At 60.2% G+C, this 16,485-nt stretch carries 11 protein-coding genes; 8 read left to right on the forward strand and 3 right to left on the reverse strand.

The window, feature by feature from the left end:
- The first annotated feature begins 612 nt into the window (after positions 1-612).
- The 5 genes from poxB (at position 613) to ACZYHG_RS21170 (ending at position 5,447) form a co-directional block, all read left to right on the forward strand.
- Positions 613-2,196 carry a ubiquinone-dependent pyruvate dehydrogenase gene (gene poxB, locus ACZYHG_RS21150; protein ID WP_464610221.1) on the forward strand — a complete coding sequence of 528 codons (1,584 nt, stop codon included), beginning with the start codon at positions 613-615 and terminating at the stop codon, positions 2,194-2,196.
- Between the two features lie 86 nt (positions 2,197-2,282).
- Complete coding sequence (istA, locus tag ACZYHG_RS21155) at positions 2,283-3,794, forward strand: IS21 family transposase (RefSeq protein ID WP_464610222.1); 1,512 nt, start codon at positions 2,283-2,285, stop codon at positions 3,792-3,794.
- A gap of 12 nt (positions 3,795-3,806) precedes the next feature.
- Entirely contained in the window at positions 3,807-4,562 is a 756-nt protein-coding gene (gene istB, locus ACZYHG_RS21160) for an IS21-like element helper ATPase IstB (protein WP_464610223.1), read from the forward strand.
- 124 nt (positions 4,563-4,686) lie between these two features.
- Entirely contained in the window at positions 4,687-4,974 is a 288-nt protein-coding gene (locus ACZYHG_RS21165; protein ID WP_464610224.1) for a thiamine pyrophosphate-dependent enzyme, read from the forward strand.
- Between the two features lie 293 nt (positions 4,975-5,267).
- On the forward strand, positions 5,268-5,447 hold the full coding sequence (locus tag ACZYHG_RS21170; protein ID WP_464610225.1) for a response regulator transcription factor: 180 nt from the start codon (positions 5,268-5,270) through the stop codon (positions 5,445-5,447).
- A 160-nt stretch (positions 5,448-5,607) separates the two neighbouring features.
- Here ACZYHG_RS21170 and ACZYHG_RS21175 read toward each other — a convergent pair whose 3' ends face one another.
- The 3 genes from ACZYHG_RS21175 to ACZYHG_RS21185 all read right to left on the reverse strand — a co-directional run bounded on the left by ACZYHG_RS21175 (position 5,608) and on the right by ACZYHG_RS21185 (position 11,115).
- Positions 5,608-8,292, reverse strand: a complete 2,685-nt coding sequence (locus ACZYHG_RS21175; protein ID WP_464610226.1) for a PAS domain-containing sensor histidine kinase — start codon at positions 8,290-8,292, stop codon at positions 5,608-5,610.
- Positions 8,293-8,739: 447 nt separating this feature from the next.
- Positions 8,740-9,675 carry a sugar-binding transcriptional regulator gene (locus ACZYHG_RS21180; RefSeq protein WP_464610227.1) on the reverse strand — a complete coding sequence of 312 codons (936 nt, stop codon included), beginning with the start codon at positions 9,673-9,675 and terminating at the stop codon, positions 8,740-8,742.
- 609 nt (positions 9,676-10,284) lie between these two features.
- Positions 10,285-11,115 carry an enoyl-CoA hydratase-related protein gene (locus ACZYHG_RS21185; protein WP_464614756.1) on the reverse strand — a complete coding sequence of 277 codons (831 nt, stop codon included), beginning with the start codon at positions 11,113-11,115 and terminating at the stop codon, positions 10,285-10,287.
- Positions 11,116-11,683: 568 nt separating this feature from the next.
- On the opposite strand from ACZYHG_RS21185, the gene ACZYHG_RS21190 reads away from it, so the two are divergent.
- Genes ACZYHG_RS21190 through ACZYHG_RS21200 form a run of 3 tightly spaced genes read left to right on the forward strand, consistent with a single transcriptional unit; the run spans position 11,684 to position 16,434 of the window.
- Positions 11,684-12,880 carry a patatin-like phospholipase family protein gene (locus tag ACZYHG_RS21190; protein ID WP_464610228.1) on the forward strand — a complete coding sequence of 399 codons (1,197 nt, stop codon included), beginning with the start codon at positions 11,684-11,686 and terminating at the stop codon, positions 12,878-12,880.
- Positions 12,881-12,931: 51 nt separating this feature from the next.
- The gene (locus ACZYHG_RS21195; protein WP_464614757.1) at positions 12,932-14,095 is read left to right on the forward strand and encodes an HlyD family secretion protein; all 1,164 of its coding nucleotides are present in this window, start codon (positions 12,932-12,934) and stop codon (positions 14,093-14,095) included.
- A complete protein-coding gene (locus ACZYHG_RS21200; RefSeq protein WP_464610229.1) occupies positions 14,095-16,434 on the forward strand; it encodes an ABC transporter permease in 2,340 nt (779 codons plus the stop codon). Before ACZYHG_RS21195 ends, ACZYHG_RS21200 begins: the two co-directional genes overlap by 1 nt.
- Positions 16,435-16,485: the final 51 nt, after the last annotated feature.

The raw sequence follows: 16,485 nt of genomic DNA on the forward strand, positions 1-16,485 counted from the left end.
GCCTGCCGGGAAGCGTTCCGGTGCTGGCCGTCGGCAGAACGCAGAAAAGAGTCGCCGGCACTGCCCAGGTTGCCGCTTGCCGAACGGGGATCCTGCGAGACGCGGGCCAAGGCTCGCGCACTTCCTACAACGTTCGAGTTGCCTGCCAAGACAGTGCGACTTTGGGAGATTTAGTGCTCAGGCCATTGCAGTTAATGGCATGCGACACGAGAAAGTCAGGCACCCTCAAGAGCAAAGGCGTTCAATTGGCGTCAAGTCCGTCCAAGAATTGCTTGAGCAACTGTGGGAGCGTCTCAACGGGACTGCCTGATGATGCTCGTACGATAGACAACCATCTGTGTCGGCTGCTGGTCGCCGTCAAATCCAAGGAGCTGCAAAGTGCGGATGGGGCGATATGTCAGCCGCCACACCGGTCCACCCGCGACGGCGGATAACTTAGGGGTGTCGTGGTCCACGCCGCAGAGCGCGTGCAGCCGGCAAATCGATTCGCTGAAAACAGAGCAAGATCGTTGCCCAAAGCCGTCAGAGAAAAGCCGACCCGAGTTACATGGGAGTAGACCCCATGCGCGTTGACCTCAGCCGGGAGCTTTCTCGCGATAAGTGAGGAAATTGATGAGCAAAAAAACTGCATCCGAATATCTGGTCGAAGCCCTAGAGAAGACGGGCGTGAAGCGTATCTACGGAGTGGTCGGAGACTCCCTCAACGGCGTTTCCGACGCGTTGCGGCGGCGAAAGTCGATCGACTGGATTCACATGCGCCATGAAGAGGCCGCTGCTTTTGCGGCTGGGGCTGAAGCTCACCTGACCGGAAGCCTTGCTGTGTGCGCCGGCAGCTGTGGTCCAGGCAATCTTCATCTCATCAACGGCCTGTTCGATTGCCAGCGCAACGGCGTGCCGGTTCTGGCAATCGCGTCCCACATCCCCAGCAGCGAAATCGGGATCGACTATTTTCAGGCAACACATCCGGAGGCACTGTTCAAGGATTGCAGTCACTATGTCGAGCTGGTTTCCAACCCCAAGCAGATTCCGCAGATTTTGAAGCGCGCCATCCGGGTCGCCATCGCGAAGCGAGGTGTTTCGGTCGTTGTGCTGCCTGGCGACGTCGCGTTGATGCAGCTTGATGCCGATGTGCCGGAATGGATAGTGCCTACTGCGCCTGTCTTGCGGCCAAGCGACGCCGACATCGGGCACCTGGCTGCTTTTCTCAACCAGGCATCACAGGTAACCTTGTTCTGCGGCGCCGGGTGCGCAGGAGCCCACGCAGAAGTCGTCGAAGTCGCCCGCAAACTGAAGGCCCCGATTGTCCATGCCTTTCGCGGCAAGGAATTTGTCGAATACGACAACCCCTACGACGTGGGCATGACAGGCCTGGTCGGTTTTGCATCCGGCTATAACGCCATGAAGAATTGCGATGCTCTCCTGATGCTCGGGACCGACTTTCCATATCGGGCGTTCTATCCGGAGTACGCAAAAATTGCTCAGGTGGATGTGCGCCCTGAAGCCCTCGGCAATCGCTGTTCGCTTCATTTAGGCCTGCTCGGCAATGTAAAGGACACGCTCGACGCCGTGCTGCCTTCGATTACAGCGAAGACCGATTCAAGTCATCTCGACGCCGCGCTGCGTGATTACAGGAAAGCACGCAAAAGCCTTGATGCTCTCGCGGAAAGTGGCCCCAACAGCAACATCATACATCCGCAATATGTCACCCGCCTTGTCAGCGAATTGGCGGCGGACGACGCGATCTTCACCTGCGACGTGGGAACGCCGATCATCTGGACGGCGCGCTATCTCCAGGTGAATGGCAAGCGCCGCATTATCGGCTCATTCAATCACGGGTCGATGGCCAATGCGATGCTGCAAGCGATCGGCGCACAGGCGACCTTCCCGGATCGCCAGGTCATTTCAATGTCTGGCGACGGGGGCTTCAGCATGATGATGGGTGACTTCCTCACACTGACCCAGATGGGGCTTCCGGTGAAGGTCATCGTTCTCAACAACGGAACGCTCGGCTTTGTTGAGATGGAGATGAAAGCGAGTGGATTTCTCGACACGGGCTGCGATCTGAAAAATCCCAACTTTGCCCTGATTGCGGATTCCGACGTGAAGCCGGCCGCCATTCCGATCAAAGACCGGCCACCATTCCGATTTGAAGCCGGCCACCATTCCAATCAAAAGTCAGCCAGTTTTCGGCACTGAACATTACCTCCTGGGTCAGCAACTTTGGCATCAAATGCCCCGCGATGAACGGGGAGATTTTGATGCCGGCAAAGAGAAGGCTGACCATGAGACAGTTACGACAAATGCTGCGGCTTGCCGGAAGCGGGACCAGCTCCCGCGAGATTGCCGTCGTGTTGGGAATAGCGCGCAGTACGGTGCAGGATAATCTGCAGCGCGCAGCGGCGGTTGGATTGACCTGGCCCTTGCCGGGCGAACTGACCGACGATGCGCTCGAGAACAAACTCTTCACTCGCAACGGCGTCAAACAGGGCACGAGAAGACGCACAGAACCGAACTGGGCCGATCTTGCCGTCGAGCTCAAGAAGCCCGGCGTCACCCTGCTTATCCTGTGGGAGGAGTATCGTGGGTCGCATCCCGAAGGATATGGCTACAGTCGCTTCTGCGAACTCTTTCGCGGTTTCGAGCAGCGGCTTTCGCCGACGATGCGTCAGGAGCATGCGGCCGGCGACAAGGTCTTCGTCGATTATTCCGGCAAGAAGATCCCGATTGTTGATCGCAAGACCGGTGAGATCCGCGAGGCGGAGATCTTCGTGGCGGTGCTCGGCGCATCCAGCTTCACCTATGCGGAGGCGACTTGGACGCAAACGCTCCCGGACTGGATCGGCTCGCATGTCCGGATGTTTCGTTTCTTCGGAGGCGTTCCCCGGCTGATCGTTCCCGACAATCTGAAGTCGGGCGTCAGCCGCGCCAGTTTCTACGATCCCGAGATCAACCGCAGCTACGGCATGATGGCATCCCACTATGGTGTCGGTGTCCTACCGGCACGGCCGCGGCGACCGAAGGACAAATCCAAAGTCGAGAACGGCGTCCGCTTCGCCCAATCGTGCATTCTGGGGCGGATGCGCAATCAGACCTTCTTCTCGCTGGCAGAAGCCAATGCGGCCATTCGTCAGGCACTTGATCGCATCAACGACCACGTCATGCGCCGGCTGGGCGTCAGTCGCCGGCAACTGTTTGAGAGTGTCGAGCGTGCCGCACTCGCCAGCCTTGCGAGCGAAGACTACGAGTTTGCCGAATGGCGTTTGGCTCGCGTCTCGACGGATTACCACGTCGAGTTCAAGACCTTCTTTTATTCCGTGCCGCACAGCCTCATTCGTCAGCAGGTGGATCTGAGAGCAACGGCGCGCACCATCGAGATCTTCCACCGCGGCAAGCGCGTCGCGGTGCATCAGCGCCGCTATGGAGGTCCTCGCCATGGAACCGATCCGGATCACATGCCCAGTTCCCACCGGCGCTATGCCGAGTGGACCCCGGAGCGCTTTCGGCGTTGGGCCACGTCGATCGGGCCGCAGACCGAAGGTCTGGTCATCGCAATTCTCGCCAGCCGTCCGCACCCCGAACAGGGCTTCCGAACATGCCTGGGCATCCTGCGCCTGTTTCGCGACATCGAGCGCAATCGGGCTGAAGCCGTATCAGCCCGCGCCGTCGAGATCGGTGGCCTGAACTGCAAGAGCATTGCTTCGCTCATCGCCAACCACAAAGCCGCACGCCATTCCACCGAACCAACCGCCATCGTCGATCACGCCAATCTGCGTGGCCCTGATTACTTTCATTGAGGAGACACACCCATGCTGATCAATCCCACCATCGACATGCTGCGAGAGCTCGGCCTTTACGGCATGGCAACCGCTTTCCAGGAACTCGACGCACAGTCCGAAGCGCGCGGCCTCGAGCACGGCGAATGGCTTGCCATGCTGCTCGAACGCGAGGCGACCATGCGCCGCCAGAAACGTTTCGAGGCCCGCGCCAGAGCTGCCAAACTTCGTCATGACGCGCAGATCGAGAATGCCGACTTTCGTGCTGCACGCGGTCTCGACCGCAATCTGTTCATGGCGCTTGCCAGCTGCGACTGGATCAGAAAGCATCACGGTCTTCTTGTCACCGGGCCAGCCGGCGTCGGCAAGAGCTGGCTGGCCTGCGCGCTCGGCCACAAGGCCTGCCGCGAGGATTTCTCCGTCACATACCACCGCGTTCCCCGGCTGTTCGCCACGCTCGCCCTTGCCAGAGGTGACGGGCGATACGGCAGGATCCTCAAATCCCTCGCCAAGACCGATCTGCTTATTCTGGATGATTGGGGACCGGAAAAACTCAACGATGACCAGAGACGTGACCTCCTCGAGATCATCGAAGATCGCTACGAGCGTCGGTCGACAATTGTCACCAGTCAGGCGCCCGTGGATCGCTGGTGGGAGATTATTGCAAACCCAACACTCGCCGACGCCATACTGGATCGCCTCGTTCACAACGCCTATCGCATCGATCTCACCGGTGAAAGCATGCGAAAACAGCGCCCGCCAATCGCACCCGAAAACACCGACGCTTGACCTCAAACAAAACCCGATCCAAACATCAACCAGACCCAGGATCAGTCCGAGAAATGGCCGCCTTCAAATCGGAACGCCGGCCGGAATGAAATCGGAATGACTGGCCGGCTTCAAATCGGAATCGGTGGCCGGCTTCATCGGAATACGCACCCTGATGGCGGAAGCCACGGGCGTCCGAGGCATCAGGGTTGAAAAGCCGCAGGAGTTGAAGGGCGCCATCGAGGCTGCACTGGCGCACAAGGGACCGGTTCTCGTCGATGTGGTGAGTGCACGACAGGAGCTCGCTATGCCCCCCAGAACCACGCTGGATCAGGCCTATCATTTTGGAATGTACACGATGAAGGCCGTTCTCGACGGCCGGGCGACGCAGCTTATCGACCTTGCCAAGGTAAATCTCTCACTGCGGGATTAACGGAAGAAAGGACGTGATGGGGATGAAACTGCTGTTGGCTCGGTGAAGGCAGCTTCTGTGCGAAAGCGGGTAGCTTTTTCGTCGCGGTCGTCCAGCCACCCCATCCAGGACAGCAACAATGTCGGACGCGGACGCCACCATTCTGGTCGTCGATGATGATGCGGACCTGCGAGCCTCGATCGGGCGCCTGCTGCGATCGCTCGACCTGGATTCACGGCTGTGTGCCTCAGTCCCGGAGTTTCTTGAGGCGGATCTGCCGAATGGTCCCACGTGCCTAGGTGCTCGACGTTAGATTGCCGGGACAGAGCGGCTTCGATCTTCAACGCCAGCTCGCCATAGCGAACCAGGAAATCCCAATCATCTTCATTTCCGGCCATGGCAACGCTGCCATGTCGGTGAAGGCGATGAACGATGGCGCCGTTGAGTTCCTGACTAAGCCGTTTCACGATCAGGAATTCCTTGACGCCATTTAGCTCGGTCTCTCTTGCGATCGTGCCCGACGGGAGAATGGACGTGTCTTGCCGGCATGGGCCGAGGTGCAGGGTGCGCCACGCCCGATGATCGAATTCGGACGATCCTCATTCCCGCCTATCCCGAAGACCTTGGTCAGGCGAGGAGCACCTGAAAGGGGTATTAGCGCGAACGACGAGAGTTCCTGAGCTCGTTGGCCGCGCTTGGCAACGAGAACCGAAGTACGGCCCCACCCGATGCATTGGTGTCTGCCCACAGCCGGCCGCCATGTGCATCGATGATCGACCGGCAGATAGATAGGCCCATACCCACTCCGCTCGGCTTCGTGGTGTAGAAAGCCTGGAAAACGCGATCGAGGTGGGCCGGATCAATGCCCGGTCCTGAATCGCGCACCGAGACCAGAACGCCATTGGTTTGTGTTTGCTCGGTGCTGATCGACAACTCCCGTGACCCTGCTTCGACAGTACTCATGGCTTCGACCGCGTTCAGGACCAGGTTCAGCACCACTTGCTGCAATTGAACACGATCCCCCTCAACGGGAAATAACGCCTGCGTGAGGCGGGTTGCGACTGAGACCCCATTCATCGTGATTGCGCTTTGCGCCAATCCAATCACTTCGTCGATCGCCTTGTTCAGATCGAAACGAAACTTTCGCGGCGGCGTTTTCTTGACCTGATCACGGATGCGGTCGATTATATTCCGGGCTCGATCAGCATCGTCGAGCGAACTTGCGAGCGCCTCCCGGATTTCGCTCAGAGCAGGAGGATTTCTGTTCAGAAAGTGCATGGCCGCACGGGCATTATTGCGCGCCGCGGCAACTGGTTGCGCGATTTCGTGGGCCAGCGAGGCGGCCAGTTCTCCCATGACACTCAGGCGATTCATATGCGCGAGGTCCGACTCCAGCCGGCGCAACTTCTCATGCTCCTCTTGCGCGCGCGCGAGTGCTGTCACGTCGGAGCCCGTGCCGCGATAGCCACGGAATTCGCCATCTGCGCCAAACACAGGCTTTCCGCTTGCCTTAACATGCATAGGCGAGCCGTCGCCTCCCAGCACGCGATATACGAAGTCGCGGAACGGTAAGCGTGCATCGATGGCTGCCCAGACAAGCCGCCACTTCTCCGGCTCCGTCGCAAGATCGAGAGCGCGATCCCAGCACGCTGTGCCGATTCGACCGGCGGCGTCTGAACCAAAAGCGCTCTCGGTCAGCAGCGTGAACTTGTAGTCTGGACCGATTTCCCAAAACCAATCGGAGGCACTTTCGGCGTAGTCGCGGAACCTCCCTTCGCTCTCCCGCAGTGCTTCGTCGGCGCGCCTGCGTTCCGTCACATCGAGGAGTGTGCTGACAACCTCGACAAGTTCTCCGCTTGCTGAGAACTTCGGATGGGCAGTCAATTCGATATATTTTATGGTTCCTGCCGCTAGTACAATTCTGGATTCGAGTCTGTAGTCCCTCTTCTGCAGCACCGCCTGCCGGGCCTCCTCGCGCACTCGTTCCAGATCATCGGGATGCATCCTTTGCTCAACAGCTTCGCGGCTTGGAAGGCCGTTACGCGGATCAAACCCAAAAATTCGATAAGTCTCATCCGACCAATAGAGGATTCTTGTGTCATTGTAGGCGACGGAACCGGTGTGACTACGGCTTTGCGCTTCGGCCAAATAGGCTTCGCTACGGCGCAGGCGCTCTTCGGCTTTCTTACCCTCATCGATGTCGACAGACAGGCCGTACCACTGGACGATGCGTCCCTGTTGGTCACGCAGAGGCTCACCACGGGTATGGTGCCAACGAAACTCGCCGTCCGCCCGACGGAGACGGTTCACGGTCTGGTACGAAGTTCCGGTCTGAATTGCGTGCTGAAACGCCCTTGCGGTGTCTGGAAAGTCGTCGGGGTGCAGGAAAACCTCCCAGCCGCCATGCTTGAAGTCCTCAAATCGCATGCCGGTATAGTCCAACAGGCGTTGATTGAGTTGGGTCGGTTCGCCGGCGGGGTCCGCTGACCAAAGCAGGCCCGGTACGGTTTCGAAGATTTGGCGGAGCTTGTGTTCGCTTTCCCTAAGAGCCTCCTCGGCGCGTTTGCTTTCCGTCACATCGCTGTGTGTAGAGACAACTTCGACAAACTCCCCGCTTGGTAAGAACACAGGTTCACTGATTGATTCGATGTGTTTGACCGTTCCATCGGGCAGTACGATTCTGAATCCGAGCGCGTATTCTCTTTTCTCGGTGAACGCGCGCTTGGCCGCTGCGCGCGCCCGGTCCCGGTCGTCGGGGTGAATCAGTTGGAAAGCGGCTTCAGGGCTCGGAGTGCCCTGCGCCGGGTCAAATCCCCAGATCCGGTAAGCCTCCTCCGAAAAATAGAGAATCGCCGTTTCGTTGAAGGCGGACGCGCCGCTGCGACCCAGCCTCTGTGCTTCGGCCAGATGGGCTTCGCTGCGGCGTAGAAGGTCTTCGGCCCTCTTGCATTCATCGACATCGACACACAAGCCGTACCACTGGACAATGCGTCCCTGGTGGTCACGCAGAGGCTCGCAACGAGCGTGGTGCCAACGAAACTCGCCGTCCGCCCGGCGTAGACGCATCAGACCCTGGTACGCTGTGCCGGTCTGAATTGCGTGGTAGAAAGCCTCTGCGGTTTGCGGATATTCATCCGGGTGCACGAATGGCTCCCAACCACGATATTGGAAGTCCTCAAATTGCATTCCGCTATAGTCCAACATGCGCTGACCGACATGGGTCGGTTCACCGTCGGGCCTATTTGACCAGATGAGGCCTGGCACCGTTTCGATAATCTGACAGATCTCGAATCGGCTTTCCCGAAGGGCCTCCTCGGCTCCGTCACCTTCCCTTGACATAGATCGCTCCGTGGCCGACGGCTAGAAAGCGGGTGGTTCCACAGGCTGTGAGCATATACGCTGCGACGTTTACCTGCAGTACCGCCGCCGGTGACCACAACCTCGCCTTTGCGATCCGTTGGCTACCTAAACGAAGGCACTCTCGATCCGTCGAGCGATGCAGGGTCCGCGCGCCGATTAGCGTTGATCACACCGTGGGTCGACAGCTTCGCTGTCATGGGAACGGTCACGCATAAATCGTGGTTTTGTCCGTGTCCGTCCAGTTTAGACGTGACGGTAACAACCGATTTAAGATCCGTCAAGAGAGCCAATATCCGCTCATTTGAGCGACATGGTAGACATAAAATCCATGTCTCAGCGCTCGAAATTTCGACCGGAAGAAAGTTGCTGGATTGAATGAAGCTGCTGCGTTTGGAAGAAGTCTGCTGGATTGGAATTGCGTGGCCCCTAGGCGACGAGACGTCGGGCAACACCTGCGTCGGTGATGAGTGTGTTGATCCACCGGCCGTGTAGGACCGCTGCTATCGCCTCGGCCTTCTCGAGGCCACCGCCAATGCCGACGACATCCGGAATATTGCGTATCTGTGTGCTGGTGATGCTGAGGCCGCGGTCGTCGAGTTCGCTCGGCACTTCGCGGCCGTCCGCGGCGATCAGTGTACCGCAGACGTCGGCTCGCACGCCTGCCGCAATGGCCTTATCTCTCCACGCCTTTGGAAAGCCGGCCGAAAGACAGGATTCCTCGGGAAGCCAGGATCCCAACCCGATGACCAGTACATCAAGGCTGTCATATTTGCCGATGGCGTTTGCGACCGACGGTTCGTTGCGCAAGCTCTGGATCAGTTTGGCGTCTTCCGACCACATGGGACTGTAAACAGGATAGGCGGTGCCACCGCTTAAGCCGGCAAGGCGGTGGACCAACTCCACAGGTGTCTGGGAGGTGTCGAGGCCAGCAGGGGTCCCGGCGACCTGGACGACGTCGACCTTGGGCAGGTGGGTCAACGCCTTGGCCATGGCTGCCAGTGTCCGCCCCCAGGCAATGCCGAGCAACTGGCCGTCGACAAGCGTCTCATCCAGATACGAAGCTGCCAGATTGCCGAGCGGCGTGGTGAGCGCACTTGTGGACAAGTCTGGGCCATCCAGAACCAGGACCGCCTTCAACCCATAGGCGCGGCGAACCGCTTCCCCCAGCTTGGTGTTCAAGTCCTCGGGCTCGGAAATGACGAATTCGATGATCTTCTCTTCAATGGCCGCATCGATAAGGCGCGCGACCTTGAAGCGGGAAACGCCGAGATAATCGGCGATTTCGGACTTGGTCTTCTGCTCGACGAAATAGAGCCGAACGGCAAGCGCTGCTTGAACTCGTTGAAGGGGACGGCGCGGCATTCCAATCTCTCGATCCTGATTCCGATCGACCGGTTTGCGCAACGCCTGGACGCAGGTCAGTCGTGAAATCGTTGTTCTGCAAGGCTGCAAATTAGGCATCGGACATCGAAGCCTACCCGAATGTATCTGGCGCTCGCATGAGCAGCAAGGTGCTCATAAATCGGAGCAAGGGAATCGAACCTGTCGGCCGACTGACCACAGTTTGTGACTTCCTTGCGTGCGCCAGGCAAGGAGGACCGAAAGGCGGCGCCACCCGATACATTCACGTCAACCCATAGCCGGCAGCCGTGGACATCGATGATCGATAGGCCCATACCCACTCCGCTCGGCTTCGTGGTGTAGAAGCCTGGAAAACGTGCTCGAGATGGTCCGGATCAATGCCCGGCCCTGAATTGCGCACCGAGACACAGAACGCCATCGGTTTGTGTTTGCTGGGTGCTGGTCGATAATTCCCGTGAACCGTACTCATGGGCTTCGACCGCGTTCAGGACCAGGTTCAGCACCACTTTCTGCAATTGAACACGGTCCCCCTCAACGGGAAACGGCGCCTCCGTGAGGCGGGTTCGGACGGTGCACCGCGCGGTGTGACATGCCGCCACGATCGTCTGCTCATCGACCATGGAAGTTAGGAGGCCGGTCTTCCGCTTCAGCTTTGCGCCCTTCGATGAAATCTTCCGAACGGAAAAGGGACACATACTTCGCTTCGAGTTTTGCGTAAGCGGATGGATCGGCAACCTCATTGAGCGCGACGTGCGCCACCTCCAACGTAGCCTTGATGCCGATCGGGCCGCAGGCGGCGATCCTGTTTGCTATGCCAATCGCAACCTCGACCGCGGCGGCCTTGTTGGATGCAATCTCCTGAACAATACCCATCCGGTGCGCAGTCTCCGCGTGCCATGGATCGCCGGTGAGCAGGTATCGCATGGCATTTGCCCAACCGACCTCCCTTGGCCAGCGGACCGGTGCGACGCCGGGGACCCGGCCGTAGGCGTTTTCGGTTTGGCGGTACCGGACGTCCGCACTCGCGACACGGATATCGGCGGCAAGATGGAGTTCATAACCCATATTCCATGTGTCGCCGTGCCCCACGGCGACGAGCGGCTTTGAGAGCTTTTGCGCCCTTCCGAGGGGATCGATTTGACCCGCACCCAATGTGAAAGCCTTTCCGCTTTTAGCAAGAGCTGAAAACGCCTCGACGTCATTCCCGCGGCAGAAATTGTCACCGTGACCGTAGAGAACCGCCGCCCGGAGCGTGGGGTCGTTATCGAAGTCGTAGTAGGCCTTGGCCAACCCGTAAAATGCCTCAGGGTCGATGCGGTTGAGCATTTGGGGTCGATTGATAACGATTAGGACTATCTGTCCGCGTCGCTTCAGCGCGATCTTGGCGTCAGGCGAAAGAGGGAGACATGCGGGTATTAGCCATTTTTTCCTCCTCAGAATGACTAGCGTGCTTCGGTTCTCGCTATCGAGAGCTTCGGCAAGTCTCAGTTTCCGTGAGGCGCACTGAATCATGGGTGGAGGTTCAGGACTTGTAGGAAGTATCCGTCCCTTTGACGTTTCGCGCGGGATTGCAAGGCGGCTCGCCGCGCTCGGCTGAGCCCGATCGCGTGGTGCGGCAACTTAAACGACGATCATGCATGAGACGTCAAAAAACCCAGCGCTTTGTACAAGCGCCGGACATCGGCCTGTGGTCGAAGGATGCTTCGTGAGCAGAAGTGCGAGACGATGGAGGCGTAATCTACTCCATCTCTCGCTGCGCGTTAGCTTGAATGAGGAAAGGTCAATGACGACAGTCCGGACCTCATGGTCACCGGAAGGCAGCTGGTCCCGGTCCTTCTCTCGCCGCACGACTGCATATTCTCCCGCCGCCTTGCGAATCTTTCAGCGCGGCTGCAATCTCGTCCGTCGCTCCCGCAGGGCAGGGGCCAGAACGATTGCGCTTGGCCTGTGCGCATGCCAGCTCACAGGATGCATCGCAGCCTTTCCCCGGGACAGTGTCCCACAGCAATTGGCGTCGGCGGCTGAGCCGCCGGGCTATCAGAGCGACATCCGGATCTGGGGCGATTCCTATGCCAGCTATCCGGCCGCGCGACTTGTCCGGTTTCACGATGAGAGGCTGAAGGCGTCGAAGACCGATCCGTCCATAAATGTCAGAGCACTGAACGCCCTTACACTGTCGGGCGGTGGCAGCAGCGGCGCCTTTGGAGCGGGCATTCTCGCAGGCTGGGCCAAGGCGGGGACCAAACCAAAATTCGATATCGTCACCGGGATCAGCGCCGGCGCGCTGATCGCACCCTTTGCCTTTCTTGGTCCGGCCTATGACGACGAACTCAAGGCAGGATTCACCGAGGTCACCGACGCCAACATCTACACCAGGCACAGTTTACTCGGGGCGGTCTCGAGCGGCTCGTTCACGAGCAACGCGCCACTTGCCAAGATGCTCGACGAACACATCACCGAGGACGTGCTGACGAAGATCGCCAACGAGTATTCTAAGGGTCGCCGCCTGTTTATCGGCACGACCAATCTGGATGCCGACCGGGCCGTGATCTGGGACATGGGGGCCATCGCCGCAAGCGGGCGGCCGGATCGCCGAAAGCTGTTCAACGAGGTCATTCTCGCCTCGACGTCCATTCCCGGCATCTTCCCTTCGGTCAACCTGGAAGTGGCGGCGGACGGCAAGACCTATCACGAGATGCATGTCGATGGCGGCACCGCCAACGAGGTCTTCCTCATGCCGGCCGGGCTGACGCTTAGCGCACTCGACAAGGCATTCCACACGAAGGTGACCGCGCGGCTCTATGTAATCCGCAATGGCAAAACCACGCCGGAGTACAGCGTGGTCAAAGCCACCTTGCCCGACATCGCCGAGAAGGCGGTCTCGTCGCTGATCAAGACGCAAGGCATCGGTGACCTCTACCGGCTCTATGCCGTCGCCAAACGTGACGGGATCGACTTCAACGCCATAGACATCCCGGCAGACTTCACCGTGCAAGCCAAGAGCCCGTTCGACAAAAATTTCATGCGCGCGCTTTACGCGAAAGGCTACGAAATGGGTCGCAATGGCGTCCCTTGGAACAAAACACCGCCTGGATTCTGCGATGAGCCTTCCGTCGAGGGTCGGTTGTGCCCGAGCGCCCCTCAAGGTCAACCTCCCAAGACTGGACAAGCTCTTTTGAGAAAGCACTTCGAGACAAACGGATGACAATCGCCGTCAAGCGTTGTCTAAGCAAAGCGGAGAAATACAGTGTCGGACATGTCGCGTGACCCGATGACCAAGCCATCGGATTCGACCGACGGACCGTTGCCCAATCGTGCCGTGCCCGTCGCCCATCCTCAAGGTTTCGACGCTCCGGATCGAAGCTTTGAAAGCTCTCAGGCTGAACCGGCCTATCCCGCGCCCATCCCAGGCCAACTCGCCGCCTCCGAGCCGCCCAGAACCTCCAAGGCGGCGGCGCTCATCGTCGTGCTGACCGTGCTGACGATCGTTGGTCTGTCCTTGTGGTATCTTGTTCGGCCGCAGCCGCTCCTGGTGCAGGGCGAGGCCGATGCCACGCGCATCGATATAGCGGCCCGGGTCGAAGGCAGGGTCGGACAGCGGCCGGTTTCGCGCGGCGACAACGTCGCTGCCGGGCAGACGCTGGTGGCGATCGACAATCCCGAATTGCTGACGCAGCTCAGCGAGGCGCACGCGGCAAGGGTCGTCGCCCAGGCCGACTTCACGCGCATCCAGGTCGGCACGCGCGCCGAAGTGGTTGCCGAGCGCAAGGCTGAGGTCGCGTCGGCGCAGGCCAGTCTGACGCTTGCCCAGCAGACCTATGACCGGGTCAAGCAGGTTACGAAGGGTGGCTTCGAGTCGGTCGCCAATCTCGATCAGGCGACCGCTTCGCTTGACGTCGCGAAGCGAACACTGGAGCAGGCGCAGCTTGCCTATCAGGAAGCCGTCAATGGCTATACCGCCGAGGAGCGGGGTGTGGCACAGGCTGCCGTCGCCAAGGCCGAGGCCGCCATCGTGACATTGCAGGCACAGGCCGACGAGATGACCGTCAAGGCGCCGATTGCAGCACAGGTCTATCAGATCGGCGCTGAGGTCGGCGAATATGTGTCGCCAGGCGTGCCATTGCTCTCGCTGGTCGATCTCAGCGATGTCTGGGTGCAGTTCGATCTGCGCGAGGATCTGATCAAGGGCCTGAAGGTTGGAGACCGGTTCACGGTCAAAATCCCTGCATTCGGCGACATGCCTGTAACCGTCGAGGTGCGGACCATCGCCACCCGTGGCGAGTATGCCGGGTGGCGCGCGACGCGCGCGACGGGCGACTTCGACCTCAGGACCTTCGAGGTGCGGGCCTATCCGGTCGACAAGATCCCCGGCCTCAGGCCCGGCATGAGCGCCTACGCCGATTGGAAGGGGGCGCAGTAATGGCGAGCGCGCGCCGTTTCGGGATTCTCGAGGTCGTCCTGCGCGAGGTGGCCTGGGTCTGCCGCGACAAGGTAGCCCTGCTGCTCGTTGTCGGCATCCCGTTGATCGCCTTTGCACTCCTGACCGCCACATTCAGCAATGCCGTCATTCGCGATCTCAAGGTCGATGTGGTCGATCAGGACAGGTCGAAGACGTCAGAAACCTTCGTCCAGGCGATCAGCGCGGCGCCGGGCGTCACGGTGGCGAAACGATCCTCCGATCTCGATGCAGCCATGCATGCCGTCCGCTCCGGCGACGCCATCGCCACGGTCTATATCCCGCAGAATCTCGAGCGCGACATCGTGGCGGGGCGCCGTCCGCAGGTCGTGATCTTCTTCAACAAGCAGTTCTTCACGCCGGGCAATGTCGCCTCGGCTTCGCTGCAGGCTGCACTCTCGGCCGCTGTCGCCGACCTGCCGGCGGGGCCGCGCAGCGCTGCCTACACGCCCGGTCCGCTTGTCGTCGAGCAATACGTCCTGACCAACCCGGCGCTGAACTATGCGCAGTTCCTGTTGCGCGCGATCCTGCCGACGGTGCTGCACATTGTGATCGCGCTTGCGGCAGGCTATTCGGTCGGCTCCGAATTCGGTTCGCGTGACATGCGCGAATGGCTGGCGACGGCAGGCGACAGCATGCTCATCGCGCTCGTCGGCAAGCTCGCTCCCTATTTCGGCATTTTCCTTTTCATGATGGCGGTCGGGCTCGGCATCATTCATGGCTATTTCGAAATACCATTCCGCGGCGACCCCGTGCTGGTCGGCGCCGGCGCCTGCCTGCTGATCATCGCCTATCTGTCGTTGGGCGCGCTGCTGCAGCTTCTCGTCAGGAGCCTGCCGGTAGGGCTCAGCCTGACCGGCATCATCTGTTCGCCGGCCTTCGGCTTCGCCGGCGTCGGCTTTCCGGTGCTTGCCATGAACATCTTCTCCCGCGTCTGGGGGACGATGCTGCCGCTGCGCTGGTACATCCAGATCCTGTTCGACCAGGCGGCGCGCGGTGTGCCGGCAAGCGATTCCGCCGAGCCTTTCATGATGCTGGGCGGACTGGCCGTGCTCTATTTCGGCCTGGCCTGGATGAGGCTGCGCGCCATCGGTCCTCACCCGCTGCCAAAACCGGCCGCAGCACCCCGGCATGATGCACCGGGCAGGATCGGCATTGTTCGCGCATTCACCGACGAATTTCGCGGCGTCGTCAGCGATCGCATGGCCTTCGGCCTCATCGTCCTGGCGCCGATCATCTACGGCCTGTTCTACCCGCAACCCTATCTGGGCGAACTGATCAAGGACATTCCCATCGCGGTCGTGGACAACGATTCCTCCGACGTCAGCCGAACAATCACCCAAGCGGTCAATGCCGACGAAGCGGTCAAGGTTACGCTCCGGCCGGCGACGTTGGTTGACGCAGAGGCCGCGCTCGCGCGCCGGGAGGTGTTCGGCATCTTAAGCATTCCGGAGGGAACCGAGCGCGAGATTCTGAAGGGCGAAAAGACCCGACTGCCAGCCTATGTCGATTCCGCCTATTTCCTGCTCTACAACAGGACGCTGCAAGGTATTCAGGAAGGCGTCGGCGCGGTCACGACGGATCTTGCCGCGCGTAGCGCCCGTCCGGGCGGAAGCCTCTACCAAGCGGCCCTAGCGCAAAGCTCGCCCGTGGAGATTTTGAACCAGCCTCTGTTCAATCCCACCGGCGGTTACGGCAGTTACGTCGTTCCGGCCGCCTTCATGTTGATCCTGCAGCAGACGAGGCTGATGGGCGCGGCGACGCTGGCCGGGGTGGCCTACGAGCAAGGTGGCCGTAGTGCCCGCCGCCGCCGGGGCAGCGTGTCGGCGGTGATCGGCCAAGGCCTGGCGCATCTGCTGCTCGCCTTGCCCGGCCTCGCGCTGTTCCTCATCGTGCTGCCGAGGATTTACGGGTTCTCGGCAAGCAATCGGGTCCTCGACCTCTTGGTGCTCGCCATTCCCTTCATCCTCTCGGTCAGCCTGCTCGGCCAGCTCGTCGGCAGCTGGTTCAAGCGCCGTGAAACAGCTGTTCTGCTGTTTGTGGCGATCAGCCTTCCGATGTTCTTTCTGGTCGGCGTTGCGTGGCCGGTGGAAGCGATCCCGCCGCTGCTTCGCACCGCCAGCTTTGTCCTGCCCAGTACCTTCGGCATCGACGGGCTGGTGCGGGTCAATCAGATGGGCGCGACTTTGACGGATGTTTCGAAGGATTGGCTGGGTCTTTGGGCGCTGACAGGGGTTTACGCGATCCTTGCCGTCGCCTCAGCCGCAATCACTGCCGGCAGGAGGGTGTCAGATGTTCGCTAGGCAGCAACTTGGTTTCGCAATCGCATCGGCCGCGGCCGGCGTCGTGACCTG

This window comes from Mesorhizobium subarcticum, assembly GCF_055456085.1.

Excerpts from the sequence above, each read along its gene's own strand:
- ACZYHG_RS21200 (WP_464610229.1), top strand. The coding sequence starts at position 14,095 with ATGGCGAGCGCGCGCCGTTTCGGGATTCTCGAGGTCGTCCTGCGCGAG.
- ACZYHG_RS21180 (WP_464610227.1), bottom strand. The coding sequence starts at position 9,675 with ATGCCGCGCCGTCCCCTTCAACGAGTTCAAGCAGCGCTTGCCGTTCGG.
- istA (WP_464610222.1), top strand. The coding sequence starts at position 2,283 with ATGAGACAGTTACGACAAATGCTGCGGCTTGCCGGAAGCGGGACCAGC.
- ACZYHG_RS21195 (WP_464614757.1), top strand. The coding sequence starts at position 12,932 with ATGTCGCGTGACCCGATGACCAAGCCATCGGATTCGACCGACGGACCG.
- poxB (WP_464610221.1), top strand. The coding sequence starts at position 613 with ATGAGCAAAAAAACTGCATCCGAATATCTGGTCGAAGCCCTAGAGAAG.
- ACZYHG_RS21175 (WP_464610226.1), bottom strand. The coding sequence starts at position 8,292 with ATGTCAAGGGAAGGTGACGGAGCCGAGGAGGCCCTTCGGGAAAGCCGA.
- istB (WP_464610223.1), top strand. The coding sequence starts at position 3,807 with ATGCTGATCAATCCCACCATCGACATGCTGCGAGAGCTCGGCCTTTAC.